The sequence below is a fragment of the Sphingobium sp. RC1 genome, assembly GCF_059738765.1.
In genome coordinates, this window is sequence record NZ_AP027306.1 from 2521467 (window position 1) to 2545672 (window position 24206).

33 protein-coding genes and 1 tRNA gene are annotated in these 24206 nt (G+C 65.6%); 14 read left to right on the forward strand and 20 right to left on the reverse strand.

The features are described from left to right. Positions 1 to 2: 2 nt before the first annotated feature. From AC6JBC_RS12590 to AC6JBC_RS12675, 18 genes are all read right to left on the reverse strand, one after another. Positions 3 to 599 carry an HK97 family phage prohead protease gene (locus tag AC6JBC_RS12590; RefSeq protein ID WP_498024605.1) on the reverse strand — a complete coding sequence of 199 codons (597 nt, stop codon included), beginning with the start codon at positions 597 to 599 and terminating at the stop codon, positions 3 to 5. After that, complete coding sequence (locus tag AC6JBC_RS12595) at positions 596 to 1885, reverse strand: phage portal protein (RefSeq protein ID WP_498024606.1); 1290 nt, start codon at positions 1883 to 1885, stop codon at positions 596 to 598. Before AC6JBC_RS12595 ends, AC6JBC_RS12590 begins: the two co-directional genes overlap by 4 nt. After that, positions 1882 to 3666: a terminase large subunit gene (locus AC6JBC_RS12600; protein ID WP_498024608.1), complete on the reverse strand. Its 1785-nt coding sequence runs from the start codon at positions 3664 to 3666 to the stop codon at positions 1882 to 1884. Before AC6JBC_RS12600 ends, AC6JBC_RS12595 begins: the two co-directional genes overlap by 4 nt. Positions 3667 to 3670: 4 nt before the next feature. Further along, entirely contained in the window at positions 3671 to 4138 is a 468-nt protein-coding gene (locus tag AC6JBC_RS12605) for a hypothetical protein (protein ID WP_498024610.1), read from the reverse strand. Between the two features lie 102 nt (positions 4139 to 4240). Beyond that, positions 4241 to 4537 carry an HNH endonuclease signature motif containing protein gene (locus AC6JBC_RS12610; RefSeq protein ID WP_498024611.1) on the reverse strand — a complete coding sequence of 99 codons (297 nt, stop codon included), beginning with the start codon at positions 4535 to 4537 and terminating at the stop codon, positions 4241 to 4243. A 204-nt stretch (positions 4538 to 4741) separates the two neighbouring features. Then, positions 4742 to 5194, reverse strand: coding sequence for a hypothetical protein (locus AC6JBC_RS12615; protein ID WP_062119230.1), 453 nt, complete (start codon positions 5192 to 5194; stop codon positions 4742 to 4744). Between the two features lie 253 nt (positions 5195 to 5447). Continuing rightward, the gene (dnaG, locus tag AC6JBC_RS12620) at positions 5448 to 8606 is read right to left on the reverse strand and encodes a DNA primase (protein ID WP_498024613.1); all 3159 of its coding nucleotides are present in this window, start codon (positions 8604 to 8606) and stop codon (positions 5448 to 5450) included. Between the two features lie 125 nt (positions 8607 to 8731). Next, a complete protein-coding gene (locus AC6JBC_RS12625) occupies positions 8732 to 9139 on the reverse strand; it encodes a hypothetical protein (protein ID WP_498024614.1) in 408 nt (135 codons plus the stop codon). After that, entirely contained in the window at positions 9139 to 9318 is a 180-nt protein-coding gene (locus tag AC6JBC_RS12630) for a hypothetical protein (protein WP_062119237.1), read from the reverse strand. The genes AC6JBC_RS12625 and AC6JBC_RS12630 overlap by 1 nt, the downstream gene beginning before the upstream one ends. Positions 9319 to 9321: 3 nt before the next feature. Beyond that, complete coding sequence (gene dnaN, locus AC6JBC_RS12635; protein ID WP_498024616.1) at positions 9322 to 10446, reverse strand: DNA polymerase III subunit beta; 1125 nt, start codon at positions 10444 to 10446, stop codon at positions 9322 to 9324. Continuing rightward, positions 10443 to 10601: a hypothetical protein gene (locus AC6JBC_RS12640; protein WP_498024618.1), complete on the reverse strand. Its 159-nt coding sequence runs from the start codon at positions 10599 to 10601 to the stop codon at positions 10443 to 10445. Before AC6JBC_RS12640 ends, dnaN begins: the two co-directional genes overlap by 4 nt. Positions 10602 to 10603: 2 nt before the next feature. Then, on the reverse strand, positions 10604 to 12175 hold the full coding sequence (locus tag AC6JBC_RS12645) for a DUF6551 family protein (protein ID WP_498024619.1): 1572 nt from the start codon (positions 12173 to 12175) through the stop codon (positions 10604 to 10606). After that, entirely contained in the window at positions 12172 to 13929 is a 1758-nt protein-coding gene (locus AC6JBC_RS12650; protein ID WP_498024620.1) for a ParB/RepB/Spo0J family partition protein, read from the reverse strand. Before AC6JBC_RS12650 ends, AC6JBC_RS12645 begins: the two co-directional genes overlap by 4 nt. A gap of 38 nt (positions 13930 to 13967) precedes the next feature. Beyond that, on the reverse strand, positions 13968 to 14210 hold the full coding sequence (locus AC6JBC_RS12655) for a hypothetical protein (RefSeq protein WP_062119248.1): 243 nt from the start codon (positions 14208 to 14210) through the stop codon (positions 13968 to 13970). Further along, a complete protein-coding gene (locus AC6JBC_RS12660) occupies positions 14207 to 14608 on the reverse strand; it encodes a hypothetical protein (protein ID WP_498024621.1) in 402 nt (133 codons plus the stop codon). Before AC6JBC_RS12660 ends, AC6JBC_RS12655 begins: the two co-directional genes overlap by 4 nt. Further along, positions 14605 to 15114: a winged helix-turn-helix domain-containing protein gene (locus tag AC6JBC_RS12665; protein WP_498024623.1), complete on the reverse strand. Its 510-nt coding sequence runs from the start codon at positions 15112 to 15114 to the stop codon at positions 14605 to 14607. Before AC6JBC_RS12665 ends, AC6JBC_RS12660 begins: the two co-directional genes overlap by 4 nt. Continuing rightward, the gene (locus AC6JBC_RS12670; RefSeq protein ID WP_498024624.1) at positions 15111 to 15608 is read right to left on the reverse strand and encodes a phage regulatory CII family protein; all 498 of its coding nucleotides are present in this window, start codon (positions 15606 to 15608) and stop codon (positions 15111 to 15113) included. The genes AC6JBC_RS12665 and AC6JBC_RS12670 overlap by 4 nt, the downstream gene beginning before the upstream one ends. Before the next feature lie 3 nt (positions 15609 to 15611). Beyond that, positions 15612 to 15749 carry a hypothetical protein gene (locus AC6JBC_RS12675; protein WP_498024626.1) on the reverse strand — a complete coding sequence of 46 codons (138 nt, stop codon included), beginning with the start codon at positions 15747 to 15749 and terminating at the stop codon, positions 15612 to 15614. Between the two features lie 80 nt (positions 15750 to 15829). Here AC6JBC_RS12675 and AC6JBC_RS12680 point away from each other — a divergent pair, with 80 nt between their 5' ends. From AC6JBC_RS12680 to AC6JBC_RS12745, 14 genes are all read left to right on the forward strand, one after another. After that, positions 15830 to 16009 carry a hypothetical protein gene (locus AC6JBC_RS12680; RefSeq protein WP_498024628.1) on the forward strand — a complete coding sequence of 60 codons (180 nt, stop codon included), beginning with the start codon at positions 15830 to 15832 and terminating at the stop codon, positions 16007 to 16009. Next, on the forward strand, positions 15966 to 16484 hold the full coding sequence (locus tag AC6JBC_RS12685) for a helix-turn-helix domain-containing protein (RefSeq protein WP_498024629.1): 519 nt from the start codon (positions 15966 to 15968) through the stop codon (positions 16482 to 16484). The genes AC6JBC_RS12680 and AC6JBC_RS12685 overlap by 44 nt, the downstream gene beginning before the upstream one ends. Before the next feature lie 18 nt (positions 16485 to 16502). After that, positions 16503 to 17273 (forward strand): WYL domain-containing protein, encoded by a 771-nt coding sequence (locus AC6JBC_RS12690; protein WP_498024631.1) that lies wholly within the window; start codon positions 16503 to 16505, stop codon positions 17271 to 17273. 148 nt (positions 17274 to 17421) lie between these two features. After that, the gene (locus tag AC6JBC_RS12695) at positions 17422 to 17868 is read left to right on the forward strand and encodes a hypothetical protein (protein ID WP_498024633.1); all 447 of its coding nucleotides are present in this window, start codon (positions 17422 to 17424) and stop codon (positions 17866 to 17868) included. Then, entirely contained in the window at positions 17865 to 18035 is a 171-nt protein-coding gene (locus tag AC6JBC_RS12700; protein ID WP_498024634.1) for a hypothetical protein, read from the forward strand. Before AC6JBC_RS12695 ends, AC6JBC_RS12700 begins: the two co-directional genes overlap by 4 nt. 142 nt (positions 18036 to 18177) lie before the next feature. Continuing rightward, entirely contained in the window at positions 18178 to 18342 is a 165-nt protein-coding gene (locus AC6JBC_RS12705) for a hypothetical protein (protein WP_498024636.1), read from the forward strand. Positions 18343 to 18555: 213 nt separating this feature from the next. Continuing rightward, positions 18556 to 19161 carry a VWA domain-containing protein gene (locus AC6JBC_RS12710; protein ID WP_063619072.1) on the forward strand — a complete coding sequence of 202 codons (606 nt, stop codon included), beginning with the start codon at positions 18556 to 18558 and terminating at the stop codon, positions 19159 to 19161. A gap of 70 nt (positions 19162 to 19231) precedes the next feature. Continuing rightward, positions 19232 to 19459, forward strand: a complete 228-nt coding sequence (locus AC6JBC_RS12715; protein WP_062119275.1) for a hypothetical protein — start codon at positions 19232 to 19234, stop codon at positions 19457 to 19459. A gap of 40 nt (positions 19460 to 19499) precedes the next feature. Next, the gene (locus tag AC6JBC_RS12720) at positions 19500 to 19820 is read left to right on the forward strand and encodes a DUF6948 domain-containing protein (RefSeq protein WP_498024638.1); all 321 of its coding nucleotides are present in this window, start codon (positions 19500 to 19502) and stop codon (positions 19818 to 19820) included. 1 nt (position 19821) lies between these two features. Beyond that, positions 19822 to 20007 carry a hypothetical protein gene (locus tag AC6JBC_RS12725; RefSeq protein ID WP_498024639.1) on the forward strand — a complete coding sequence of 62 codons (186 nt, stop codon included), beginning with the start codon at positions 19822 to 19824 and terminating at the stop codon, positions 20005 to 20007. A gap of 37 nt (positions 20008 to 20044) precedes the next feature. Continuing rightward, complete coding sequence (locus AC6JBC_RS12730; protein WP_498024640.1) at positions 20045 to 20398, forward strand: DUF4326 domain-containing protein; 354 nt, start codon at positions 20045 to 20047, stop codon at positions 20396 to 20398. Then, positions 20395 to 20808, forward strand: a complete 414-nt coding sequence (locus AC6JBC_RS12735) for a hypothetical protein (RefSeq protein WP_498024641.1) — start codon at positions 20395 to 20397, stop codon at positions 20806 to 20808. Before AC6JBC_RS12730 ends, AC6JBC_RS12735 begins: the two co-directional genes overlap by 4 nt. A gap of 1 nt (position 20809) precedes the next feature. Beyond that, positions 20810 to 21040 (forward strand): hypothetical protein, encoded by a 231-nt coding sequence (locus tag AC6JBC_RS12740; RefSeq protein ID WP_062119290.1) that lies wholly within the window; start codon positions 20810 to 20812, stop codon positions 21038 to 21040. Next, entirely contained in the window at positions 21031 to 22167 is a 1137-nt protein-coding gene (locus AC6JBC_RS12745) for a tyrosine-type recombinase/integrase (protein ID WP_498024642.1), read from the forward strand. The genes AC6JBC_RS12740 and AC6JBC_RS12745 overlap by 10 nt, the downstream gene beginning before the upstream one ends. Before the next feature lie 79 nt (positions 22168 to 22246). Here AC6JBC_RS12745 and AC6JBC_RS12750 read toward each other — a convergent pair. Together AC6JBC_RS12750 and recJ are read right to left on the reverse strand one after the other, a co-directional pair. Next, positions 22247 to 22321 (reverse strand) — tRNA-Glu (locus AC6JBC_RS12750). Between the two features lie 100 nt (positions 22322 to 22421). Continuing rightward, the gene (gene recJ / locus AC6JBC_RS12755; protein WP_498024643.1) at positions 22422 to 24188 is read right to left on the reverse strand and encodes a single-stranded-DNA-specific exonuclease RecJ; all 1767 of its coding nucleotides are present in this window, start codon (positions 24186 to 24188) and stop codon (positions 22422 to 22424) included. Between the last annotated feature and the right edge of the window lie 18 nt (positions 24189 to 24206).

Sequence of the window (24206 nt, forward strand, 5' to 3'; positions counted from 1 at the left end):
TGTTACAGCTTGCGGAAACGCTGCTCCTGATCAGCCTTGCGTTTCAGATAGCCGGCCTGGTCATGGGTCTTGCGCTCGGCGGCCTTGCGCTCCACTTCCTGCCGGGCCGATTCCAGCGACCGCAACCCGATCTCGGTATCGTCATAGGCCGGGAACGCCACCGCGCTCACCTCGAACAGCTCGACGCTATGGATGGTCCGTGTTGGGATTTCGGTCGTTTCGTCCCATTCGTCATGCGTGACGCGAAAGCCGAACGACATGCCGCTGATGTCGCCGCGCTCCAGCTGCACGGCCAGGTCGCGCCCGTCCGTCGTGTCGGGCAGGTCGATCTCGACGTGCAGCCCCTTGTCGTCTTCCTGAAGCCGCAATGTCCCGGCGGATGATCGGCCGATGACGCGGCCCGTGTCATGATCGATCAGGGCGCGGACATCGGCGTTCTGCAACGAATCCGCGAACGCACCCGGCGCGATGATCTCCCGGAAATAGCCGCCAATGTCGGTTTCGCTATTGAACAGCGCGGCATAGCCCCGCGCGACCTTGGCGCCATTGTCCGCCCGCACTTCAGGCGAGGCAGCAAGGGCGCGACGTTCTATGGTCATGCGCTCGTTCCCTGGTTGTTGGCGGGAGGCGCGGCCTCCCCATTCTGGCTGTCCAGCGGCACGGTCGCGCCCTGGACCAGGAGTTTGTCGGCGTTGCCGCCCTTGGCTGGGCGGTTCTCCAGATCGCGCGCCTCATCCGGCGTCAGCAACGAATTCTGGACGGCCTGCGCGAGGCCCTCCATCCTGGTCTTGAAGTCGCCGCGCAGCAGGCCGTCGAGATTATGCTCGACATAGCGCGCGTTGTTCCGCTGACCGAACAACTTCAGGTTCATCTCCTCTTCCAGCGCCTGCGTCCACTGGGCGATCAGATGCTTGACAAGGTGAAGATCCTGCTGCTCGGCATTGGAGAAGGTGCCGTGCGTCAGATCCTGCAGGAAGACCGGCGGCAACTGATAGATGCGCGCGATCTCCTCGACCTGAAAGCGGCGAGCATCGGTCATCTGCCCCTTTTCGGGCTCGAAGCCGACCTGTTTCAGTTCGTGACCCGGCGGCATCGGGAAGATCGGCTTGTCGGACTCCTTCGCCGCCTCGATCGCGCGGTAAATGTCGCCAACAGCCCTCCGCATCGCGTCGGCCCCCGTGGGCAGCGGGCCGACGACCGCCAGGGGCGGAACGCCGCCGCCGGCGAAGAAGCGGGAACCATACTGGTTCATCGCCAGCGCCAGCTGGATCGCGGGAGCGCCCAACGTGACCGGCCCATAATGTCCGACCCCATCAGCCTTCAACATGAAGGGCACGTCGATCACATCGGCCGCGGGATAGATTTTCCCGGCCACTTCATAGGTCGTGCGACCCAGATCATCGCGCCGAATGCGAACCTTGACCGGATTGACCGGATAGAGCCCCGTGATCGTGCTGCCGGACCGCTCGATCCAGAGCAGGCCGCGCCCGCCGGTGAAGACCTGCTGCCAGAAATATTGGCGCAGCTTGAAGCTGGTCCATTCCCGGTTCGGCGCATCATGGATCAGCGTTTCCAGCCCGCCGCTGATCTTCTGCGGCCCGTCGTCCGTCTTGCGGTAGGCGTGCAGCGGAAGCGCCGCGAGCGAGCGAGGCAGGAACGCGACCGCCGCCGCCACTGCGGGCACGGTCAGCGCGCTGCCGATCGTCACGCTCGGCAGCTTGATGTCGCCCAGCCCGAACACCTGTAGCATGTCGGCGCCAGGGCGTTCGATCCCCGGAATTTCCGTGATCATTCGCACCTCACCCCGACGCGGCGCGACGACAGCGCCATCGCCCGCCCATTTGCGCTCGGCCGCGGCGGCCCGCGTCGACAAACGATAGCTCATGCGGGCATCAGCGAGAAGTTCGGATCATCCCAGGGGGACGACAGCATCGCGGCGACGACCGGGTTCGTTTCCAGCAGCTTGGTCGCGTTGAAGGCCGCGACCAGCGGATCGATCTTGGCGGTTCCCGCCGCATCCTTCACGATCATCACCGACTGTCGGCCTTTCTCTTCCTTGGCGTTGCTGACGCACCAGTCCATCAGGCGCGAGCCCGAATGAACCGCGCCGCCGAATTTCAATTTGCGGGCCAGGCCGACGATCGCGGACATGAGACGAAAACCCTGTCCCACCGCGACCACCGGGGCCGAGGGCGTCCCGGCTTCCAGCCCGATCTTCGCCAGCTCATCGACCAGGTCGGACACACCGTGGGGATCAAGCCCGATCGCCCCGCTGACCGGCAGCCGCCCGCTGTCCTTCACCTGCTGGATGATCTCGATGATCTCGTGGATGTCCTGCGGAACGGCATATTGCTCCTCATCATCCGCGTCCGCTTCCACCTCGCAGAGCACCAGGTCGCCATCAGCGATGAAATCGCGCAGCACCGAATCCAACGACTTGCGGCGCTTCAGCACATCCGGCCAGCACCACGCCTTGGTCCAGTAGAGCCACCGGCCCGTGCCCTGTTCGCGACCAGCCACGCACAAGCCATAAAGGTCGTCCAGGCCGCCGCCGTCGATACCGACGACCGCCACCTCCGATCGCGCCAGCAGCTGCTCCAGCGTCAGGCTGGTATCAGCCGCAGCCTCCCAATAGTCAGCGCCGCGCCAGCGGTCCCGCCGGAGGCGCAGGCCGATCTCGACGTTGAGATATTTAGCGAGGACGATCTGGATGCTGCCCGTGTCGCCGTCATCGTCCAGTTCGCCCCCGGCGGCCTTCTTCAGCTTGCCCGCAATATAGCCCTCGGAAACCGAGCGGCCGATATTAGGATTGGTGACATAGAAATTCTCGGCCTTCAGATACGCCTGAGCCTCCAGCATCGCCTCCGGCCACTCATAGAGCATCCCGAAGGTGCGCGGATCGTCGATCTCGCCGTCGCGGACGCCCCGGAAATAATCCAGCTTGTCCCTGAACACACCTGCGGGCGGCTCGTCACTATGGGTCGTCAGATAGACGACAAAGCCCTCGGGCCGGGATGCCAAGCCGCCGGTAGCTTCCTCCAGCATCGCCTCCGCGTTGGCCCGCTTGCCGAACAACCATAGTTCGTCGACCAGGACGAAGCCGGCCTTCTTGCCGCCGACAATTTCCGCGTCGGCCGCGACCACCATCAGCTCCGCGCCCGTCACCAGGTGCTTGATGATGCGCTGGTGATCGACCGGCTTCAGGATCAGCGACAGTTCGGCCGACGCCCGGACCATCGCCGCCGCCGGCTTAAAGCTGTTCTGCGCGATCTCCTTCGTCGGCGCCAGGATCAGCAGCTCCGCCAGTTCGCGCCAATTCAGCACCAGGGCCGTGATCATGATCCCGGCGGCGATCGTCGACTTGCCGTTCTTCTTGCTGATCAGCAGCATGAACTCGCTGATCAGGCGTTCGCCGGTCTCGGCATCATAGGCGCCGAAGATCGCGCGCACGAAGTCGAAGACGAACTGCTCGCAGGCTTCGCCGAACGTCGGCCTGCCCGGCACATCGACCATGCGGAGCGACTTGAAGATCTCGACCGCCTTGTCGGCCTGATCGGGAAAGAGCGGCTCGAACGGCACCAGCGAACGCCGCCCGACGATCCTATCCTCCCAGTCGACGCACGCCGTCGACCAGCGCCGGTCCAGATGCTCGGTCGTCAGCGCCATATCGTCAGTTCAACCTGGTCGGCGGCGAGGGCGGTTCGTACAGCCCACGAACCTCATGCGCCACCGCCTTGGCTGTTTCCTTCTTGCCCAGCTTCGCGGCCTTGGTCGGCGCAGGCGCGAGCTGCTGCTGCTGGTCACGCTGGCGCAGCCGATCGAGCTGCTTCATCAGTTCCTTCTCAGCAGCGACGTTGCCCGCCTCCGCCTGGGCGTTGAGGCGCGCCAGCTGGGTCATCTCCATCCGCAGCCGCGCCTCCGCCCGCTTTCCGACCTCGGAAAAATATACCTTCCGCAGCGTGGGCGCGGACATCCCGACCGCCGATGCCGCCTGTTTGACCGTCAGGCCGCGCGCAAACGCCAACAACACCTTGTTGGACGTTTCGCGGTTCCAGACGACCTCCGGCCTTCCCGGGCCTTCACGGCTCGGCAACACCGGGTCGCCGAACAGGTCATGACCCAGAAATTCACCAGCCACGGAAAAAAATCTCCAAATGAGGGCAGAGGCGGTGCTGAGGCCCCGACCTGCCCGACTTTTGACCTACCCCCCCCCTTGGGGCCGTGCGCGCGGCTCCCCGCGTCAGGCGCGGCCCTGCGCGCGGGCTCGCCGCGCCGCTGCCGTCTTGACCTGGTGCTCGCCGTAGGTGAGCCACTCGGTATTCGCCGGATCGAGGTCCGCGCCGCCGTCCTTCCGCTCGACCTTGTGGTCGAGGATCATTCGCTCACCCGGCTTTGCCCGCCGAAGCGCAGCCTGATAGTCAGGATCACGACGACGGCGAGCGACCAGCGCGCGCCACTCCGGCGAACTGTAGAACTGCTCGACCACCTTGGGCGCCAGCCTCACCCGCGACGGCATCGGCGCGATGCGAGAACCCATCGCCTTCAGCTTGCCCACGACGTTGTCCCTAAACGGCAGCGACCCGCTGACACTGGGCCAAGCGGGTCGCTGTAGGTGAGGAGAGGATGCCCGATGACGACGAGCGAAGGCATGCCGTCAGCGTATCAATCAATTACTCGAATTGGCCTGCTAGACGAACACAGATTATTTTCGTGATGCAACATTCTAGGGCTTGCGCCGTCTCTATGCGCGCATTTCTGCGGTGTTCAGCGCATTGCAAATGCACGTTACGGCGCGGCCATAGCGCATCCGCAACCCATCTGCGCCGAGCTTCAGGCCCATCGGCTTGAGCAGCTGCCGCCACGGCACACGCTTCCGACCAGCAGCCAGCGCCCGCACGGCCAGCAGCACGAGCCGCCGATCCTGGGCAGGCGCATGGAGCAGCCACGCCGTCGCCTCATCCCGCCGCTTCATCTGCTCGATCGACAGCGGCAACTTGGGCGGCAGCGCGTCGGCCCACCGATCCTTGTCCCAATCCCAGCTCTTGTCGGCCGCGATCAGATGCCACGGACCGTCAGACGCGAACGGCCAGCCACCACCATCGACATGCCACCAGAAGCGCATCGCCTCGATCAGGCGCTCCTCCACATCCGCGAAAGTCCAGAATTGCGACCCTTCCACCACTGGAACCCCCATGCTCTCACCCTTCCACATTCTAAATCAATGAAATCGCTATGTATTTTCTCTATTTTGGAAGCCTTGGAAGGGTTGGAATAGATAACGTATATTTTCGCTCATGCCTGCGCCCGCGCCCGCGCGCACATGCGACGGCAATATATCGGCAACCATTCCATCCCTTCCAAAGGCCCAGAAATCCGCGCTTTTCCCCTTCCACCAACCCTTCCGCCGCCCTTCCACATTGGAAGCCTTCGCGTCGATCAAACTGCCGTCAGAAGTCCGGCACCCAGTCGGCATCTGCATCGGGAGGCGGCCCGGCCGGAGGCGCGCGAACCTCGTCGGGCGCCTCGACCGGCACCTCGCGCACCCGCCCATTCTCATCGACAAAGTCGCCGACCTCCCGCACCAGGCGCATGCCGAGCCACTGGACGCCGTTGCTGGTCTTCTTCACGAAGCCCTTGTCGAGCATCGCCTTGCTGAAGCCGACGGGCGTCCACTCGCGCTCGCCAGCGGCTTTGCACCACGCCTGGAAGACCTCGTAGAGCCGGGACGACTGGACGCGCCCTTGCTGGTCCTGCGCCGTGCAGAGCTTCAGGAATCGCGCCAGCGGGTCGCTGTCCTCACGATATTGCGCCGTGGCCTCGCGCACCGCGTCAGGCTCGATCAGCCCATTGGCGAGCCAATCCAGCAGCCCACGCACCATATGGTTGAGCACGCCCGCGGCCTCGCCGCGCAGCTTTAGCGGCAGCTGCTCGTCGCGATCGCCATCGGCGACATGCGCGTTCCACGGCACCAGCTTCATGCGCCGCCAGATGCCCTCGTCGGTGCCGGGGATCGACGGCTTGTAATTGCCGCCGATATGCAGCTTGAACAGCGGCAGCAGGTCGAAGAAGCCGCGATGCAGCGCGCGTACCGCCATCGGTTCGCCGCCCGTCGCCGCCTTGATGAGCGCCTCATTGAGCTTCGCCCCGCGCTCCGGCTCCGACGCGCGCAACAGGCGTACGCCGCCAAGCCTTGCCAGATCCGGCGAGGCGGCATCGCCCCGCTTCTTGATGCCCTGGTCGAGGAAGGTTTCGATCCCGATCGTGCCGGCATAGTCGCCCAGCACATACGCCCACAGGTCCATCGCCGTCGACTTGCCGTTCGCGCCCAGGCCATAATGGAACCACAGCTTCTGCTCGCCCGTGTCGCCCGTCGCGGTATAGCCGACGACCTGGTGCAGATAGCGCCGCATACCCCCGTCAGGATGCGCCCAGGCAAAGAAATCGTCATAGATCGGGGAGATCGCGTCGGGATCGAACGCCACTGGCGCCAGCTTCGTGTTCAGATCCTCGCGCCGATGTGCCTCCAGGCTGAACCGCGCGCGCCGGCGGCCGTCGCTGTCCCGATACCGCTCGAAGCGCAGCGTGCCGTTCAGCACGTTGATGGCGAACGGATCGCAGTCGAACGCCTCGATCGACACCGTCAGCCATTTCTGCGCCAGCTTGGCGATCGAGCTGGGCTTGCCCGCCGTCTCGCTTTCGCGCCCGAACTTGGCGAGCAGCGCCGACAGCAGCACATTCTTCCTGCCGGAGGGGATCAGCCGGTCGAGCCCATGCGGATTGCTGTCAGGATCATGGATGCCTGTCTGCCGCACCGCCCGCGCCTCAGCCTGGATGGCGCGGATCGTGTCGAAGATCGCCGATTGCAGCTCCGATGGCGGCGGACCATCCTTGTCCTGGTCGAGCACCCGCCAGCGCCGATCGTCCCACCCCAGCCAGCCTTTCGCCGTGGTAAAGCGAAAGGCCGTGCCATGCCGCGCGATCAGGCGCTCGCCGATGCCGAAATCGGTCATCGGGTGCAGGACGCAGCCGAGCGTCACCAGATCCGGCCCGATGTCCCAGGCCCGGTTGATGCCGTCGCCCAGCGCCCGCTCCACATCGGCGGGCTGCAGGTCGGGCAGCGCGTCGAGCCGCGCCAGCAGCTTGTCCTTGACCTCGGCCTCCGCCAGCAGCCCCGCGCCGACACGGCGACCGGCGACGAAGGCGAGCCGCAGCACGGCATCCTTGTTCGAATCCAGCCTTTCGATCCGGGAATCGAACCAGGCCCCGGCCATCGCCTTCAGCCGCGCCTGCACCGGCTCGGGCTGTTCGGACAGAGCTTCCAGCCTTCCGAATGGAAGGGTTTCGATGTCGCGCGCCCAGGGCGGCGGCGGCGGGAAGGCGGCGTCGAACCGCGCCCGCCAGTCGCTCAGATATTGGGCGCGGGTTTCCTCGTCAGCGATCGCGCCCGCCATGCCGGCGAGCCGCTTCCAGATCGCGGCCCGGCCTTCAGGGGTAGCATGGTCGCCATCGGCCAGCACACCCTGCCACAGCGCGTCGGCGATCGGCACGGCCGCGTCGATCAGCGCATCGATCGCCGCCCGCCCCTGCGATCGCACCAGATCGTCGGGATCGGAACCGTCAGGAAGGGTTGCGATCAACAGCGAGCGGCCCGGCCCGACGAGCGGAAGCGCCCGTTCGCAGGCGCGCAGCGCAGCCTTCCGGCCTGCCGCGTCGCCGTCCATCAGCAGCACCGGGCGCTCAATCACGCGCCAGGCGCGCTCCAGCTGCTGCGGCGTGATCGCGGTGCCCATCGGCGCCACGGCTTCGGCAATGCCGGCCTGGTCGAGCGCGATGACGTCGAAATAGCCCTCGACGATGATCAGCCGCCGCGCCGATCGCGCCGCCGGCGCCGCGCGGTGCAGATTATAGAGGGTGGCGCCCTTGTCGAAGCTGCCGCCCTCGCTGTTCACATATTTGGGCTCCTGCCCCGGACGGGTGGCGCGGCCGCCAAAGGCGATGACGCGGCCGCGCGCATCCTGGATCGGCACCATCAGCCGCCCGCGGAACCGATCGCGATAGCCGTCGTCCGTGTCGATCAGCAGCCCGGCGTCGACCAGCTGGGCCGGCGCGATGCCGCTGCCGCCGATCGACCGCTGCCCCGGCGCATAGCCCAGGCCAAAGCGCGCGATCGATGCGGTGGAGATCCCGCGCGCCTCCAGCTGCGCCAGCGCCCGCGATTCCCCGTGCAGCTGCCGCTGGAACCATTCGGCCGCGCTGCCCATGACATCGCTGGTTTCGCTGCGGCGGCGCTCGCGCTGGGCATCCTCCGGCGATCGCGCCGGCATCTCGATCCCCGCCTTCGCCGCCAGTTCCTTCACCGCGTCGATGAAGTCCATGCCGGCATGATCGGTCAGCCAGCGGATGGCATCGCCATGCGCGCCGCAACCGAAGCAGTGATAGAAGCCCTTGTCGTCATTGATCGTGAAGCTGGCGGTCTTCTCGCCGTGGAAGGGGCAGCACGCCTTATGCTCGCGCCCCGCCTTTTCGATCTTGATCGACGCGCCGATCAGTGCCGATAGCGAGGTGCGATCACGGATGCTGTCCAGGAACGATTGTGGAAGAGACACGAATTCCCACCCCGAAAATCAGGCTTGCAGATGCAGATTGGTCCGGGCGGCAGTTGCCTTTGGGTCGGTAGATCGGGCACCATGCCCGACCCTCCATGCGCCCCGGTGCGCGGAAGAAGGGGAGGTCAGCCGGGCGGAGCACCAGGCCGGATCACCTCTTTGTTGCGCTGCTCGGTGAAGGTGAACACGACGATGTCGTTGGAATGATCCTCGATATACTGCGCCGCCGCTCTGTTTAGCGCAGCGGCAAAACCATCGGGATCGATGAAGCCTTCCCATCCCTGCTCGCCGAACCGATCGCCGTTGACGTCGCTAAACCGGTCGATCGCCTCTTCGACCGTGTCCGCGTCGAACAGGTCAGTGATGAACGGCCCATCCTGCGTAGCTTCGACAATCACGAAGGTGGCATCGTCGCCATATTCACGCCTGGCAACCGCGATTGCCCCATCTCGCGTCAATTCATTGATCTGATAGCACTCAGCATCCTCGCCTTCAGCTGCCCACCAGGACCAGCGCCGCTTATCTTCGGCCATCATTCCTCCCCCGCGCCGACGATGGCGCTGATTTCCGACATGATCTTCGTCGCCCGCGCGACATCGCGCAGCGCGCATCCTCTGCTGGTGCAGTCCATCACCACGCGCGCCAGCTCCTCGACCTTGCGGGCGCGGCGGTAGAGTTCACCAGGAGGAAGGAATCGCTGCAGCTCGGCCATGGCTCACACCCTCAGCGGCATCAGGACATAGAGGCGGGCAGCATCGTCGCTGGTCTGCCAGAGCGATGGCGCCGTCGGGTCCGCCAGCTTCACCCTGGCCCGTTCATCCCCGCCGCCCTTCAGGTGCCGCAGCACGTCGAGCAGATAGCTGCCGTTGAAACCGATCCGCAGCGCCTCGCCCTCATATTCGCACGGCACTTCCTCGCTCGCCGTCCCGTTTTCCGGGCTGACGACCTCCAGCGTGATCGCCTTGGCGTCGAAGGTGAACGCGATCGACCGCGACTTGTCGCTGCTGATCGTCAGCACCCGCTCGACCGCCTCGGCCAACGGGCCGGGCTCGAACCAGCAATCGAGCCGGTTGGCGGCGGGAATGACGCGGGTGTAATCGGGGAAGGTGCCGTCGATCAGCTTGCCCGTCAGCACGGTCGTCCCGATCTCGAACCGAAATTTCGACGTGCTCACCGCGACATCGACCTTGCCGCCCTCTTCGTCCAGCAGCTGGGCGAGCGCGGCGACCGCCTTGCGCGGCAGGATAATGCCCGGCATTTCCTCCGCGCCCTCCGCCGCATCGCAATGGAAACGCGCGAGCCGGTGGCCATCGGTCGCCGCGGCGAACTGGCATTCCGAGCCATCGGGCACATGCACATAGATGCCGTTCAGATAATAGCGGGCTTCCTCTGTCGAGATGGCGAAGCGCACGCTCTCAATCATCTGCACCAGCTGGGTGCCGTCCTGCTCCCACTGGGCGTCCCAGTCGCCGCCGGCCAGCAGCGGGAAGTCGTCGGCCGACAGCGTCGGCAGCTTGAACCGGGCGCGGCCGCACTTGATCGTGATGCCGGTGTTGCCGTCGCTCTCGATCGTCGCGACGCCCTCCGCCGGCAGCTTGCCCGCGATCGACGCGAGGGTCGAGGCATCGACGCAGAAGGACATGGCCTTGTTCGCGCCCGCATCCTCCAGGTCGACCGTCTTCTCGATCATGATGTCGAGGTCGGTGCCGGTCAGGAACATCTGGCCGGGGGTCGACCGCACCAGCACGGTCGCACAGATCGACACCGTCGTCCGCTTCTCGACCACGGCGTTGATCGCCTTCAGCGCCCCGCGCAGCGTCTTGACGTTGACCTGGATCATCCGAGCTGCTCCCGCCGCGCAAAGATGATCTCGACGATGAAGCCGCCCCACTGGATCAGCAGGCCGCGCCCTTCGAACCATTCATATCGGTCGTCGGCATCGATGCCGCCCAGCCCGTGGTCGGTGAACTCAAAACGCGGCAAGAATCGCATCATCGTCAATGCCTCCGGAAAGCTATGGATTTGGCGGACTGCCAGCACAGCGCGCAGGTCGCGCAGCAGTCGGTGGCGCCGGTCTGGGCCGGGCACAGGATGGCGTCGCCGTCGGCTTCATCGCCGCTGACCAACCGGCTCGCCCGCTCCGAACCAGGGCGGCCCGAAAAGCGCAGCGCGAACCGCTGCCAGTCGGCCGAAGCAAGCTGGTCCAGCGCCTGCCCGATGGGATCGCAGCCGGGATCACGCGCCGAAAAGCCGAAGACATGGAGAGCAGGAAACGCCTTCAGCGCCCGCGCCCACAGGTCGACATAGCCGACCGAATAGAAGTCGCCCAGGATATGGACCCGCACCAGATAGCCGCCGGGATGGGCGCGCTGCAGCTGCTCCAGCTCGCGCCACAGGCCCGCCTCCAGCGCATCGTCCGCGACGATCCGCTCGGCCGCCTGCATGTTATTGCCATAGCACCAGCCCCATGCCTGGCAGCTGCGCGGACAGGTGGCCCGTTCCTCCAGCGTCAAGGTGAAGATCGGCCAGCCCTTGCGATGGCCCTTCATCACCACCTTGCCGATCTTGCGCGACTGGTGGCCGGTCTTCAGCACCCGCTTGACTTCGCCCGCCTCGAACACGCGCGACGGAAAGATGCTGCGCCCCGCCCGATAGGCGGGATGCAGCGCCGACACCGACACGGTCTTCCCGCCGGGCAGGACGGAGGCGTGCCGCCGCAAGGAAGGGCCGCCCCGCATCAGTCGTCCGCCAGCGCTTCGTCGAGCGCGTCGGCGATCGCCTGCTTGGCGGCGGCGCGCATGTTCAGGTCGGGCTTGTCCGCCTTGACCCGCTGGATGTCGCGAACCCAATCGGCCTGAGTGCCCCCCCCCCAGCACCGCCTGCAGGAAGGCGATGTCGGAATCCGCCAGCGGACGGGGCAGGCGCGCGACCGCCGCCGCGATGCCCGGAAAGATCGTGCCGAAATAGCGCAGAACTTGGTCGGCGAACGCCTGGGCGGAAACCATGCAGGAGCGGCGCAACACATGCTCGCCATACTGGCTGAGACACCATTGCAGCCCGCCCACATTGCCTACTTGGCCCGGCTTCCAGCTGTCGTAATTGGTGGTGGCGGCAAGCGACAGCCCGGCATCCTTCAACGCCCGGTCGATCGTGCGCGCCTCCTCGTCATGGGCGACCAACGCGGCGCGAAAGATCTCCAGCTTAGTCAGCGGCCGCCGCTGCTGGTTCATGGCAACGAAGGTCGCCGCTTCCTCGTCGGCCGATTGCGACGGCATGACGACGCAGGGCAGGTCATAGATGTCGCTACGAAGCCGTGCGGCGGCGAGCCGGTGCTGGCCGTCCACCACCCACAACGAACCGTCATCCCGCTTGGCGACGGTCAGGGGCTGGCACAGCCCCCAGTCCCAGTGCATGGCGATGCGCCGGATCAGCGACTGGCTCCCGCCGACATCGATCGAGCGCTGATAGGTCGGGTCGATCCCCAGCGAATGGAGCGGGCGGAATTCCAGGCTGGGCCGCAGCCCGCGCATCGGCTGCACTTTCAGCCGTGCCGTGACGGGCCGGCTCACGCGGCCCGCTCCTCGATTTCAGCGACATTGTCGCCATGCGGGTTTTCCGCCCAGGCTTCGATCGACGGCCAGACCGGGCCTATGCTGCCAGCACACTCCAGCAACTCTTCCAGATCGTCATAATAGGAGCCGTCGAGATCCTCGCCCGCATACTCCTGCTCGTCGGCATAGCCGCCATTCTCCCAGCGGAAATGCGCCAGCCCGTCGACCAGGATGACGATCGGGGCCGGGTCCATCGCCAGCACTTCGGCCCGACGGGCCTCCAGCGCAGCAGCGGCTTCCGCCTTCGCCCTTTCCTCGGCTTCGCGCCGCGCGGCCTTCTCGGCCTCCTGCAGCAGATATTCCTTCTGGGCATCCTCCAGCCGTGCGTCGATCTCTTCCGGCGTTACCAGGATCGACATGCCGACCGTGTAGCATTCGCCAAGGCCGTCCTGCTCGACGGTGCGACCGAGATGGGGCTGTGTCGTTTCCCACCATATCCGTCCCTCCGGGCGGTCCCGGTAGTGATCCCGCGCCACCAGCCAGGCCGCGACGCCCCGGATCGACGCCGCGCGCCGCTCAGCCGCATATTCCGCGTCCGACTTGCGGGGTGCCGTCTGCTGCGGCGGAATAAGATCGCTGAGCCGCGCGCCAGGAACGAAGAACTGCTCATGGACGATCAGCTTGCCATTATATTCGACGCCATAGACGCCGACGATGTCGATCCCTTTGGCCGCGGCCTGGTCGCGCAGCTCGGGATAGGCCGGAATGTCCTGCCGCCAATAGGGCCGCTCGACCAGGACATAGCCCTTCGGTGCGGTCGGGAAGCGTCCGATCCGCAACCCTGGGCACGGCAGCAGATCGCTCGTCGTCGGATGCGAAGCCTGCGCCTCGCTCAACAGCCGGGCCTGCTGGAAATGCGCGCGATCGGCGGCGGTCGTGACGATGATGTCGGGATCGATCAGCTTGCGGCCGTCATGGCCCTCAGCGTCGGCGAATAGGTCATCTTCATAGCGCCCGCCTTTCTTCTCATAATCCGCCTTGCCGACGAATTTGAACAGCGGGTCGCCGGTCCGCATCTGGGCATTGACGATGCCGCCCCGGATGCTCTGTACGCCGTGGCCCCAGGTGCCCTTCTTCGCCTCGGCATGGAATATCTTGAGCTGCAGCTTCTGATCCTGCGTTCCGGCATAGGCCATCGCCGCGTCGATCGTCAGCTTGCCCTGCCGCATGGCGTCGAGGATCTCGGGCACCAGGCCCGCCAGCCTAAGCCGCTGCTTCACATAACGCTCGGAAAAGCCGAACCGCTTGGCGAGATCGGCGGGCGACAGCGTGCCCGGCCGCATCAACTCCTGGAACGCTAGGAATTCGTCCGCCGGGTTCATATCCCGCTTCGCCAGATTTTCCGACAGCGACAGCTCGACCGCCTCGGCCTGGTCGCGGATCAGCACCGGGACCGCGAAGCTGTCGTCCAGCAGGCCGCGCTCCCGCAGCACATGCAACGCCTGGAGCCGCCGACCGCCGCCGACGACATAGACCATCACCGCGTCAATGTCGGCATAGCCGATCAGGTTCTGCAGCAGGCCCTTGGCCGCGATGTCGTCGGCCAGGCTGTCGACATCGGCCGCCTTGTCCGTGTGGCGCACATTTTCTGGCGCGCGGACGAGACGGCCGAGCGGCACCGGCTGAATGGCCATAGGTGCGACCCGAAGGCCCTCCGGTGCTATGATCTCCTCTGGCGCCACTGCCGGCGCCGCTTTCTTCGCTCTGGGCATGATGGGACGTCCTTCTCTGGTGGTGCGCCGGTTCCGGCTTATGGTTGTTCGGGATCGGCGGGGGCGGCTGCTATGGGGACCGCCCCCGCCATGCCGCCGCCTGAGAGGGGCGCAGCGGCAATCTGTTGTTGGGTGGCGCGGTCGATCTCGTCGGCCCAATGCTCGGCCGTGTCGAAATCGACGCCGAAGATGTCGGCGAGGTTGGCCAGCAACGCGCGGCCGACCTGGTTGTACCGCGCCTCGAAATGGCGGCGGGTGATGGTCATGTCGACGAAGCTCACGAACGGACCTCCGCCGTCAGATGATAGGCATGGTCGCGGATCGCCAGCGCGGCTCCGATGGCGGCATAGAGCGCCTGCGCGTCCTGCTCACTGATCTCCGCCATGCCCTCCGGCGTAGCCAGCAGCACCTTGCGCGTGACGGGCTGATAGAATGCGTCGATCCCGCTGGCGAAGCGCCATTGCTGCCGACGAGGAATCCCCTGCTGCGCGCGATAATATTCCATCGACCCGCTGCCGACGCAGCAGTCGCAGAAATAGGCGGGCACATAGCCGGGTACGCGAAGCGCGTCCCATCCATCGGGCAGCGCGACACCGGCTACCACCACGCCTTGGGCGGGGCAGCGGAAACACTGGATCAGTTCCTCCCTGTCGGCCGCGATCATCCCTTCCCCGCTCACAGCATCGCCCTCCGTGTCTGCTTGCCTGTGGCCGCGATCGTCACCACCCGCCGTTCGAGCGGCGACGGCTCCTCGATCGCGATCTTTCCTGCGGCGACCAGTCGGCGCATCCGGTAGCTGGCGGACGCTGCACCGGCGAGGCCGACACGCCGCGCCAACTCGCCATTGGTCGGGCACGGATGTCCTTTGTCTGCCGCCGTCACGAGTATCTTCAGGATCATGCGCTCAGCTGTGTAGTGGCCCTTGAGCTCGCGCCGCGCAAAGCGGCCACGATGCTCGGGCAGACGAACGGGGCGGGGATCGGGCAGTCGCTGCGCGATGAAGCGAAACCCACCCGCCGACCGCTTGCTGGTCATCGTCACCAGCCCCCGCTCATGCAGTGCGCGCACCGCCGCGCCGATCGCCTCGCTCGGCCGCTGGCCGGTGCAATAGACCACGTCCTCGCCGGGCACCGCCCGCGCGACCCAGGCTTCGAACTGATCGGGCGACAATGCCTGCATCTTCAACGCTGCCCCTCCTGGTCCGCGAGCCGGCGATCGAGCGATGCCAGCGTTTCCTGCATCCGAAGAATGTCGGCGCGGATGCTCTCGCGCTCCCGCGCCGAAACCGCCTCGCCCTGGTCGCCATGCGCGCTGAGCGCCGCGCGGATGCTGTTCGACAGGTCGCCCAGTTCGCCGGCCAACTCGACCACCGTCAGCGTCAGCCCGCCCGCATCCTCGCTGGCATCGGGCATCCGCACGAACACCCCGCCCAGCTGGCGGCACATGGCCCGCACGATGAAGGGATGACCGTCAGTGCGCGTCCCCAGCAGATCGATCGTCACCGCGTCGCGGATCGCGATGCTGTCCCGGTCATTGACCGATCCGCAGCGCGACAGCTGGCTGCGCCCCACCGGCGTTTCCTCGGCGCAGCGGTCGAGCCCGCCCGCGGCCTCGACCGCGCGCTTCGTCGCCAGTGCCAGCGCCTTTTCCCCGATGCTGATGTCCCCCCGGATCGGCATGATCTATGCCGCCCCGCGCTTGTGACGAGCTTTCCGGCGCGGCCAAGGAATGACCTTGACCCGACTCCAGTCGATCGTGCCGACCGGGCGCGCGTTGCCCTCCATGTTAATGACGAAGCGGCGCTCGAAGCGGATATCCATCACTCGCTCCCCTTCCGAGGGGAATTTGCCTCTTCATTTCCCGCTGACAGGGACTGTTCCGCAGCCGTATCAGTCAGCGCATGGACAGCAGTTCGAGCCAGACGCACCTCCTCGTTCAAGCCCGCCGCGTCGATGCGACCGCCGGAAAGCTCCTCGACGGCCAACGCAACACGCAGCGAGCAACGCTGCGTCCGCTCGACCTCGCTGGCATGGCCCTTGCTGGACAGCCCGATTTTCCCGGCGAAATCTTCAAGGGTTAACCCCATTTCGGCCCGCAATTCGGAGATGGTGATGCACTCTGCCATTCCTCATAGTTCGGATAATCCGAACTTCTTGTCAATCCAAAAAGTTCGGGTCGCGGGAAGCGAACTATTTGCCCAAAGTTCGTATCATCCGGACATGGCAAGGAAGCAGGCCCCGTCGACATCGATCGGTCCAGACTGGTTTCTGGTGGACTGGATGCGGTCGTTGAAAGTCAGTCAAGCCACCCTCGGTCGCGAAACCGGGTGGAGCAAGGCGACCGTCAACGACATCTATCACGGCAAGACGAGCTACTATCGCCAGATCGTCAACGAGGCCGCTCGCGCCCTGCACATCCAGCCCCATGAACTGCTGATGCATCCGGACGAGGCCATGGCCATCCGGCGTATGCGCGAGTCCGCTCTGCAGATCGCAGCCGACACCAAACCCGAATTTTCCGAGACATCGAATGTGAGAAAGCTGGGGGCAGCTTAGTCTTTTACAGGAGGGGGAATGCTGAGAGATCTATGGGCCACCATTCAGGGCAAGAGTTCAGCCGTTCCCCATCCGAACTTCTTCTCTCCTTCACTTCCCGACATTGACGACACGCCCGAGCCGATCACCACCGACCTGCCCAAGTGGGAAGCCCAGGAACTGTCGGGCGCCGCCTGCATCATCCATTATTCCGACAGTCGCGGCCAGCTGAGTCAGCGCCGCGTCACCTGCCAGCGTCTCGACCAGGCAAAGGAACAGCTCTACCTCCATGCCTGGTGCCATGAGCGCGCCGCCCATCGCATGTTCCGCACCGATCGGATTTCTGTCGTGATCGACATCATCACCGGGGAAATCTTCGAGCCCGGCGCCATCTTCTTCGCGAATTTCCAGCCCAGTTCGACCAGCGCCGCCGGCATCACCTGGGGCCTGAGCGTCAAGCACCGCGCCGATCTTCTTGCCGCGCTCAACGTCCTCACCTTTCTCGCCAACTGCGACAAGGACTGGCACCCCGCCGAACGTGAACGGATCGAGCAGTTCGTCACCTCCTTCTGGATCAGGGGCGAGTTTCGTCATGACCCGCCCATGGACGCAATCATGGCCCGCGCCGATCGCATGGCCCCGGATGCCGAAACCTTCTACGTGTCGCTCGACCGATGCGGGCGGCAGCCGCTGATCGCCCCGAGCATCCAGCGCGCGATCGGCGACGTTATCGCGGCCGACGGCCGTATCCACGAGCATGAATTCTACTGGGGCCAACAGGTCGACGCCTATTTTCGCTCCCTGTCCTGAACAGCTTTCCTACACGAAAATGATTCGATAGACCTGAACGCGCGCCAGTCGCACGCTTTTATGCCGTTCGGATAGACCGAACTTTTTGCATTGACTTTTTGTTCGGATCATCCGAACTATCCTCCCGTAACAGCAACGGGAGGCTTTCATGCTTCAGGTCGAAACCGAATTTCCCAATCCGGGCAGCATCGCTCTGTTCGATGGCCTGCGCTGGCGGGTGCTGAGCCACAATGCTGACGGCACGGCACTCATCATGCGCGAAGGCGTTGCCGCCAGCCTGAGCCGCCGCGCCGCGATCGACGAGCTGGTCGATCCCAAGGCCGCCGATGACAACGCCCTGATCGCACTGACCGACGCCAGCGAGGCGGGCAAGCGCATCGGCCTGTTCATCGCCCGCCAGTTGCGCGACGCCAATGAGATCACGCTGGCCGATCTGCGCCGCGACCTGAGCGAGGCCGCGCGCGAAGGCCGCGTCCCCGCGCCGCGCGATAATTTCCAGATCGCCATGCTCCTGCGGAAGCTGGGCTGGCGCAAGATTGGCAACATCGCGCAAGGCAGCCGGTCGTCCATCTATGTCCGGGCCGCGACCCAATGAGCGCCGCCAGCCAGATCGCAGCGCTGGTCTTCGCTAGCACCTTCCTGCTCGCAGGCTGGACGATCGCCACCATGTTCGCGGCCTATCGCGACAAGATGGTCGCCGCCCTGCTGTTCGAGCCGATCCCACGCGACACGCCAATCATCGTGCGGAGCCGCGGCCGTTGAGCGCCCGCTTCCACATTCGCGGCACCGACCCGCTTCTAGTTCCGCCGCGCACGCCCTGGCAGCGCGAGCGGTCCAGCGGCCCCCTGCTGCCGATGCATGCGCCCCGCCATGGCTGGCTGTGCCGGCTGATCGGGAGGCGCCGGTGAGCAAGGTCCACTTCCTCAGACATTGCGCCGAGTGCGGCGAGATCGGCGCGGAGGATGACGGCATCTGCATCAGCTGCCGCCCGTCCTATCCGCGCACCAGCGCGCCCGCCGACCGCTTCAGCGACGATGTCGATCCGGCCGACCCGGACCGCCAGCCGTGACGCGGTCCGCCCTCTTCTTTGCCGCCCTCATTGCGATCGGCGCGCTGTTCATGCTCGCCAGCTTCGATTTCGGGACTCTGCCGACGCCCACGACACAGTGGACGCGCTGCCCCTGATCCCATTCCGCCGGATCACCGGCAACCCAAGCACCCCGGCACACGACGCCGGATGCCCACCGAAAAGCGGTGGATGTTCAAAGCGAAAGGACCAAGGATGAACACGATTACCCTAACGCCCGAGACGATCACGGAATATGATTTCGTCATCGGCCTGGACGCCTCCGGCTCGATGGCATCGCCCTCGACCCGTTATCCCGGCAAGACCCGCTGGCAGGAAGCCCAGGAGACCATCTTCGGCCTCGCGTCGATCCTCGGCCAGTACGACACCGACGGCATCGACATCGTCGTGTTCGGCGGCTCGGTCGAAGTCCATGAGGGCGTGACGGCCGACAAGGTCGCCTCGATCTTCCAGGCCCGCAGCCCGCGCGGCTCGACTCCGCTGGCCGAAGCGATCCAGAAGATCGACGCCCTCAACGGCGACGGCAAGAAGGCGGTCGCGCTGATCTTCACCGATGGCGAGCCCGACGATCGCGCCGCAGCCGAAGCGGCGATCGTCAGCGCCGCTGGCAAGCTGGAGAAGGACGAGGACTTCACCATCCTCTTTGTCCAGATCGGTGACGACGCCGGCGCGGCGAAGTTCCTCGCGCACCTGGATGACGGCCTGACGTCGGCCAAGTTCGACATCGTCGACACGATCAGCGCGGCCGAAGCCGACAAGCTGGAGCCGATCGACCTGATCAACAAGGCCATCAACGACTGATCGGGGGTGGACGGCGGGGACACGACCCCCGCCGTCCTATTCGCCTGCGAAAGGACAAGCGAACGTGGAAATGTTCAACACCCTCCTCGCCAAGGGCAAGGCGCTTTTCGTCGACCTCGAAGCCCGCTGGTCGGGCATCCAGTCGCCCGCCGCGAAGATCGCAGTCGCGGCCTTCGTTGCCGTGCTGCTCGCCATGATCGTGTGGGCCATCCTGCCCTGGATCGGTTTCTTCATCGCCGTCGGCCTGGTCGCCTTCATCGTCCGCCTTTTCTGGCCGAACGACCAGCCCCGCGCCTGACATCACTCCCTTTTCCCAACCAGCCAAACAGGAGAATGCAATGGCTGATACCGTGACCGCCGACGACAACTGGGTCGGCAAATATGTGATCGTGCGCTGCCGCGATGCGGGCGTGCATGCCGGTGTGCTGAAAAGCCGCACCGACCGCGCCTGTGAACTGAGCGATTCCCGCCGCCTCTGGTACTGGAAGCCTGCCAACAAGGCAGCCTTCCTCTCCGGCGTCGCGACCGAGGGCTTGCACGACGATAGCAAGATCGGTGCGCCGGTCGACATCGTGCTGACCGAGAATTGCGAGATCATCGCATGCACCGAAACCGCCGAGCAGAGCATCCGCGCGCTCGCCAGCCATCCGGGCCGCTAATGTGGGCGGGCTATCAGGGCAGGCAGGCTACGGCGACGGCGACGGCGACGGCTACGGCTCCGGCTACGGCGACGGCTCCGGCTACGGCGACGGCTACGGCGACGGCGACGGCTCCGGCTACGGCGACGGCTACGGCGACGGCGACGGCTACGGCTACGGCGACGGCTCCGGCGACGGCGACGGCTGAGCCGTTCGAAGATCGAGGGGGCGCTGCCCCCTCGATCATGACCTTGCGCTCCCCTCGACGGCATCAACGCAGCCGCAAGCGCGGCGCGACGACCCCGGAGGGGATTATCTACTGTGGCCGCCCGACCATTCGCGGCAACCCTTTCCGCGCCGATCGCTTTGGCCATGCCCGATCGGTGCGCCTTTACCGCCGCTGGCTCTCACGCGCGCTGACGATCGGCGATCTGGAGCGGCTCGGTTTCAACCAGTCCGAGATCAACGGCCTGGTCCAGTGGCGCAACCGCCTCGATCGTGAACTGCCCACGCTGCGCGGGCGCGACCTGCAATGCTGGTGCCCGCTCAGCTCGCGCTGGTGCCATGTCGATGCCCTGTTGGAGGCAGCGAACCCATGAGCGCCTATCTCGGTCGTGACCCCCTGCCGCCTGCCGACCTCGTCGCCACAGCGTCCGAGGAGCGGGCCCGCCGCCGCGAAGCATCGCTGGCGGCGGTCAAGGCAGGCCAGATCACAGCCGAGAAGGCCGACTGGGACGACATCATCTGGTCCAATATCGTCCACTTCATGCGCGTCCTGGGCGGTGATCGCCGAGAACCGCGGCACTGGCACCAGGACGACAAGGATCTGCTGGCCCGCAGTGTCCGCGCAACAAAGCAGCGGATGCTCATCGCCTACGACAACAGCGCCCCCGGCATGACGCGCCAGAGGATCGATGCCATGACGCATGTCTGGTACGCCATCGAATTCACGCTTCTCTACACCAAGGTCCATCCGATCCCGGTCGATCGTCGAGGAGCGGCCGCCTGACATGGGCAAGCACGTCAACATCGCGCCGATCGCGCCGCGCCTCGTCGACGAGGAAACCGCCGCCGCCTATCTCGGTCGCGGCCGCACCCGCTTTCGCGAGCAGGTGAAGGCCCGCCAGCTGCCGGGCCCGGCCGATCGCAACGGCAATGTCGACCTTTGGGATCTGCGCGCGCTCGACCGCTATGTTGACCAGCGCTCCGGTTTCAGATCATCTCTTGGGGAATGGGACTAGTGGACATCGAGGGCGTTTGCCAAAAGAAGGGCCTGACCTACCGGCGCTTCCGCTACTATGATGCTGACGGCAAACGGAAAGATCGCTACGTCAGGCTCCCCGATCCCTCCGATCCGAAGTTCGCAACCGAGCTGGCCCGCGTCAATGCCGAGGCCGAACAGGCCGCGAATCGGGCAGAACAGCGATGGGTGCCTATGCCGGGCTCCTTCGGCGCGCTGGCCCGAGAGTTCCGTGCCGCCCTGGCCGCAGGCTGGACCCGCAAGAAGCGGAAGAAGGGCGCCAAAGCCCTCTCCGAGAACACGATGGCCAATTATCTACGCTATGTCGCGATGTTCGAGGCGGAGGATTTCACCTTCCGCATGAAGACCGGCGAGGACAAGGCCGTCCGCGATATGTCGGTTGGGGGGATGCGGCCGACCCATGTCTATCAGCTGCGCGATGCCATGGCCGACAAGCCTGGCAAGGCCAACAACTGGCTCAACGTCCTGAAGCTCATGTTCATCTACGCCTGTGAACGCGACTGGCGGGGTGATAACCCGGCAGACGGCATCGCCCCGCTGCCGATCGGCGAGCATGAGCCCTGGCCACGCGACGTCCTGGCCGAAGCGCTGGAACATGCCACGCCGATGCTACGCCTCGCAATCGTCACCGGCCTCTGCACCGGCCAGCGCGTCAGCGACGTGATCCGTGTCCGCCACAACTGGCTGACGGGCGGCATCATGGAACTGTCCCAGGTGAAGACCGATGTCGACGTTGCCGTGCCCGTCCATCCCTGGTGGCGCGAGGAAATCGCCAAGATCGAGAAGAAGGCCGTCACCCTGCTCTATGATCGGTCGGGCAAGCCCTTCACCGGCGAGGATCGCATCCAGGAGCGCATGCGCGTGCTGATGCGCCAGCTCGGCCACGTCGACGACGAGAACCAGCTGCTCTACACCTTCCACGGCCTGCGGAAGAACGCCTGCTGCTACCTGCTCGAAACCGGCCTCAGCGACACCGATGTCGGCGCGATCCTGGGCATGACGCCGGAGACCGTGAGGCACTATGGCAAGCGCGCCCGCGCCTACATGATCGCGGTCGGCGCATCGGAGAAGATGACCAACGTCACCCCGCTCAAAATGGGGCGCTAAATCGAGGTGGGGGAACTTTTCCCCCACCAACTGGGGGAACTCTCTATGGAGAGTTAAAAAAAACCCTGCAAAAGCAAGGTGGTGACCCCTACGGGAATCGAACCCGTGTTTCAGCCGTGAAAGGGCCGCGTCCTAACCGCTAGACGAAGGGGCCACATGCAGAACCGCTTGGGCGGCGCTGCGAAGCGAGGGCGGCTTTAGGGGGGGAGCTTGCGGCGGTCAACCCCTTTGGGGCAGGAAAACGACCACTTCTTTCAATCGGCCCAGGCGGCATCTTCCAGATGCAGTTCAGCGGCGGGCCGACTGCCCCAATCATCGATCTTTGCGCGGCCCGCAACCCACAGGCGACGGTCACGCGGCGCGCCGAGGATGGCTTGCCCCAACTCGCTCTCCGCCTGGCGGAAGGCGATGGTCTTGATGGAGCGGCCATCGTCCCCCGCCATGACGGCGCGCAGATGGCCATTGCCGACAACATCCGCCTTGATGACGCGCATCGGTCCAGCCGCGATGAGCGGAGAGGGCCAGCCAGCGCCATAGGGACCGCCTGCCTCGATCGCGGCCACGAAGTCCGGATTGACGCCCGCCGGAGCAAGCACGGCGTCGATCAACAATGCGCGGTCATCACGGGCGCGGGCGACGGCAGGAGCGAGCCTCTCGTCCAGAAAATCAGCCAGCGCGTCCAGCTTGTCAGCCGCGACGGTCAGCCCCGCCGCCATGGCGTGGCCGCCACCGGCGACCAGCAAGCCGCTGTCCTTGGCCGCCAGCACGGCCGCGCCAAGATCAACGCCGGAGATCGAACGGCCGGAACCCTTACCCGTACCGGCCTCATCAATCGCCACGACGATTGCGGGACGCCCCGCCTTTTCCTTGATGCGTCCGGCGACGATGCCGATCACGCCGGGATGCCAGCCAGCCCCGGCTATGAGCGCCACGGCCCGGTTGCCCTGCGCCGCCAGCAGTTCCTCCGCCTCGACCTGTACCGCCGCCTCGATCACGCGACGTTCCTCGTTGAACTGGTCCAACTCGGCAGCGATGCTCGCGGCCTCGATCGGGTCTTCAGTCGTCAGCAGGCGCACGCCCAGATCAGCCTTGCCTACCCGCCCGCCAGCATTGATGCGGGGACCGAGCGCAAATCCCAGATCATGGCATAATGGCGCACGGTTAAGGCGGCTGGCATCGATCAGCGCGGAGATGCCGATGTTACGGCGCTTGGCCATGACCTTGAGGCCCTGTGCAACGAAGGCGCGGTTAAGCCCCTTGAGCTGCGCCACGTCCGCCACGGTGCCGAGCGCCACGATGTCGAGCAATTCCATCAGGGCAGGCTCGGCCCGTTGCGCGAACCATCCCCGCTTGCGCAACACGCGGATAAGCGCGGCGCCCAAGAGAAATGCGACCCCCACCGCCGCCAGATGGCCATGAGCGGCTGCTTCCTCCACCTCGTCAAGCCGATTGGGGTTCACGAGCGCAAAGGCTGCGGGAAGCGCGGCGGCGCATTTATGATGATCGACCACTACGACATCGACGCCCACTGCCTTCGCCATGGCCAACGCCTCGAACGCCTGCGCGCCGCAGTCGACGGTGACGATCAGCGTTGCCCCTTCCCCTGCCAGCCGCACCAATGCCTCGCCCGAGGGGCCATAGCCTTCCATCAGCCGGTCAGGAATATAAGGCCGCGCGGACAGGCCGAGGTCGCGTAGCAGGCGGATCAGCAAGGCCGCGCTAGTCGCGCCGTCAACATCATAGTCGCCGAAGATACGGACATGCTCGCCGCTCTGCACCGCATCCGCGAGCCGTTCGGCAGCGCTGTCCATGTCGCGGAACAGGCTGGGATCGGGCATGAAATGGCGGATGGTCGGATTACGATGCGCCTCCACGGCTTCGCGCGGACAGCCACGGGCCAGCAGCAACTGCGTGACCAAGTCGTCGGGCAGATAGCCGGGTTCCCGCGCATCCGCACCTGCGCCCCGCCAGCGCCACGGTTGTCCAAGGATAGAGCGGGATACATTCAGCGCTATGGTCATTTCTGATCCCTAAACCGG

What these genes read in the sequence shown, in the direction of transcription:
- AC6JBC_RS12590 (WP_498024605.1), bottom strand. Translation starts at nt 599, where the DNA reads ATGACCATAGAACGTCGCGCCCTTGCTGCCTCGCCTGAAGTGCGGGCG.
- AC6JBC_RS12595 (WP_498024606.1), bottom strand. Translation starts at nt 1,885, where the DNA reads ATGAGCTATCGTTTGTCGACGCGGGCCGCCGCGGCCGAGCGCAAATGG.
- AC6JBC_RS12600 (WP_498024608.1), bottom strand. Translation starts at nt 3,666, where the DNA reads ATGGCGCTGACGACCGAGCATCTGGACCGGCGCTGGTCGACGGCGTGC.
- AC6JBC_RS12610 (WP_498024611.1), bottom strand. Translation starts at nt 4,537, where the DNA reads ATGGGTTCTCGCATCGCGCCGATGCCGTCGCGGGTGAGGCTGGCGCCC.
- AC6JBC_RS12615 (WP_062119230.1), bottom strand. Translation starts at nt 5,194, where the DNA reads ATGGGGGTTCCAGTGGTGGAAGGGTCGCAATTCTGGACTTTCGCGGAT.
- AC6JBC_RS12625 (WP_498024614.1), bottom strand. Translation starts at nt 9,139, where the DNA reads ATGGCCGAAGATAAGCGGCGCTGGTCCTGGTGGGCAGCTGAAGGCGAG.
- AC6JBC_RS12630 (WP_062119237.1), bottom strand. Translation starts at nt 9,318, where the DNA reads ATGGCCGAGCTGCAGCGATTCCTTCCTCCTGGTGAACTCTACCGCCGC.
- dnaN (WP_498024616.1), bottom strand. Translation starts at nt 10,446, where the DNA reads ATGATCCAGGTCAACGTCAAGACGCTGCGCGGGGCGCTGAAGGCGATC.
- AC6JBC_RS12640 (WP_498024618.1), bottom strand. Translation starts at nt 10,601, where the DNA reads ATGATGCGATTCTTGCCGCGTTTTGAGTTCACCGACCACGGGCTGGGC.
- AC6JBC_RS12650 (WP_498024620.1), bottom strand. Translation starts at nt 13,929, where the DNA reads ATGCCCAGAGCGAAGAAAGCGGCGCCGGCAGTGGCGCCAGAGGAGATC.
- AC6JBC_RS12670 (WP_498024624.1), bottom strand. Translation starts at nt 15,608, where the DNA reads ATGCCGATCCGGGGGGACATCAGCATCGGGGAAAAGGCGCTGGCACTG.
- AC6JBC_RS12675 (WP_498024626.1), bottom strand. Translation starts at nt 15,749, where the DNA reads ATGGATATCCGCTTCGAGCGCCGCTTCGTCATTAACATGGAGGGCAAC.
- AC6JBC_RS12680 (WP_498024628.1), top strand. Translation starts at nt 15,830, where the DNA reads ATGGACAGCAGTTCGAGCCAGACGCACCTCCTCGTTCAAGCCCGCCGC.
- AC6JBC_RS12690 (WP_498024631.1), top strand. Translation starts at nt 16,503, where the DNA reads ATGCTGAGAGATCTATGGGCCACCATTCAGGGCAAGAGTTCAGCCGTT.
- AC6JBC_RS12695 (WP_498024633.1), top strand. Translation starts at nt 17,422, where the DNA reads ATGCTTCAGGTCGAAACCGAATTTCCCAATCCGGGCAGCATCGCTCTG.
- AC6JBC_RS12700 (WP_498024634.1), top strand. Translation starts at nt 17,865, where the DNA reads ATGAGCGCCGCCAGCCAGATCGCAGCGCTGGTCTTCGCTAGCACCTTC.
- AC6JBC_RS12710 (WP_063619072.1), top strand. Translation starts at nt 18,556, where the DNA reads ATGAACACGATTACCCTAACGCCCGAGACGATCACGGAATATGATTTC.
- AC6JBC_RS12715 (WP_062119275.1), top strand. Translation starts at nt 19,232, where the DNA reads ATGTTCAACACCCTCCTCGCCAAGGGCAAGGCGCTTTTCGTCGACCTC.
- AC6JBC_RS12720 (WP_498024638.1), top strand. Translation starts at nt 19,500, where the DNA reads ATGGCTGATACCGTGACCGCCGACGACAACTGGGTCGGCAAATATGTG.
- AC6JBC_RS12730 (WP_498024640.1), top strand. Translation starts at nt 20,045, where the DNA reads ATGACCTTGCGCTCCCCTCGACGGCATCAACGCAGCCGCAAGCGCGGC.
- AC6JBC_RS12735 (WP_498024641.1), top strand. Translation starts at nt 20,395, where the DNA reads ATGAGCGCCTATCTCGGTCGTGACCCCCTGCCGCCTGCCGACCTCGTC.
- AC6JBC_RS12740 (WP_062119290.1), top strand. Translation starts at nt 20,810, where the DNA reads ATGGGCAAGCACGTCAACATCGCGCCGATCGCGCCGCGCCTCGTCGAC.
- AC6JBC_RS12745 (WP_498024642.1), top strand. Translation starts at nt 21,031, where the DNA reads ATGGGACTAGTGGACATCGAGGGCGTTTGCCAAAAGAAGGGCCTGACC.
- recJ (WP_498024643.1), bottom strand. Translation starts at nt 24,188, where the DNA reads ATGACCATAGCGCTGAATGTATCCCGCTCTATCCTTGGACAACCGTGG.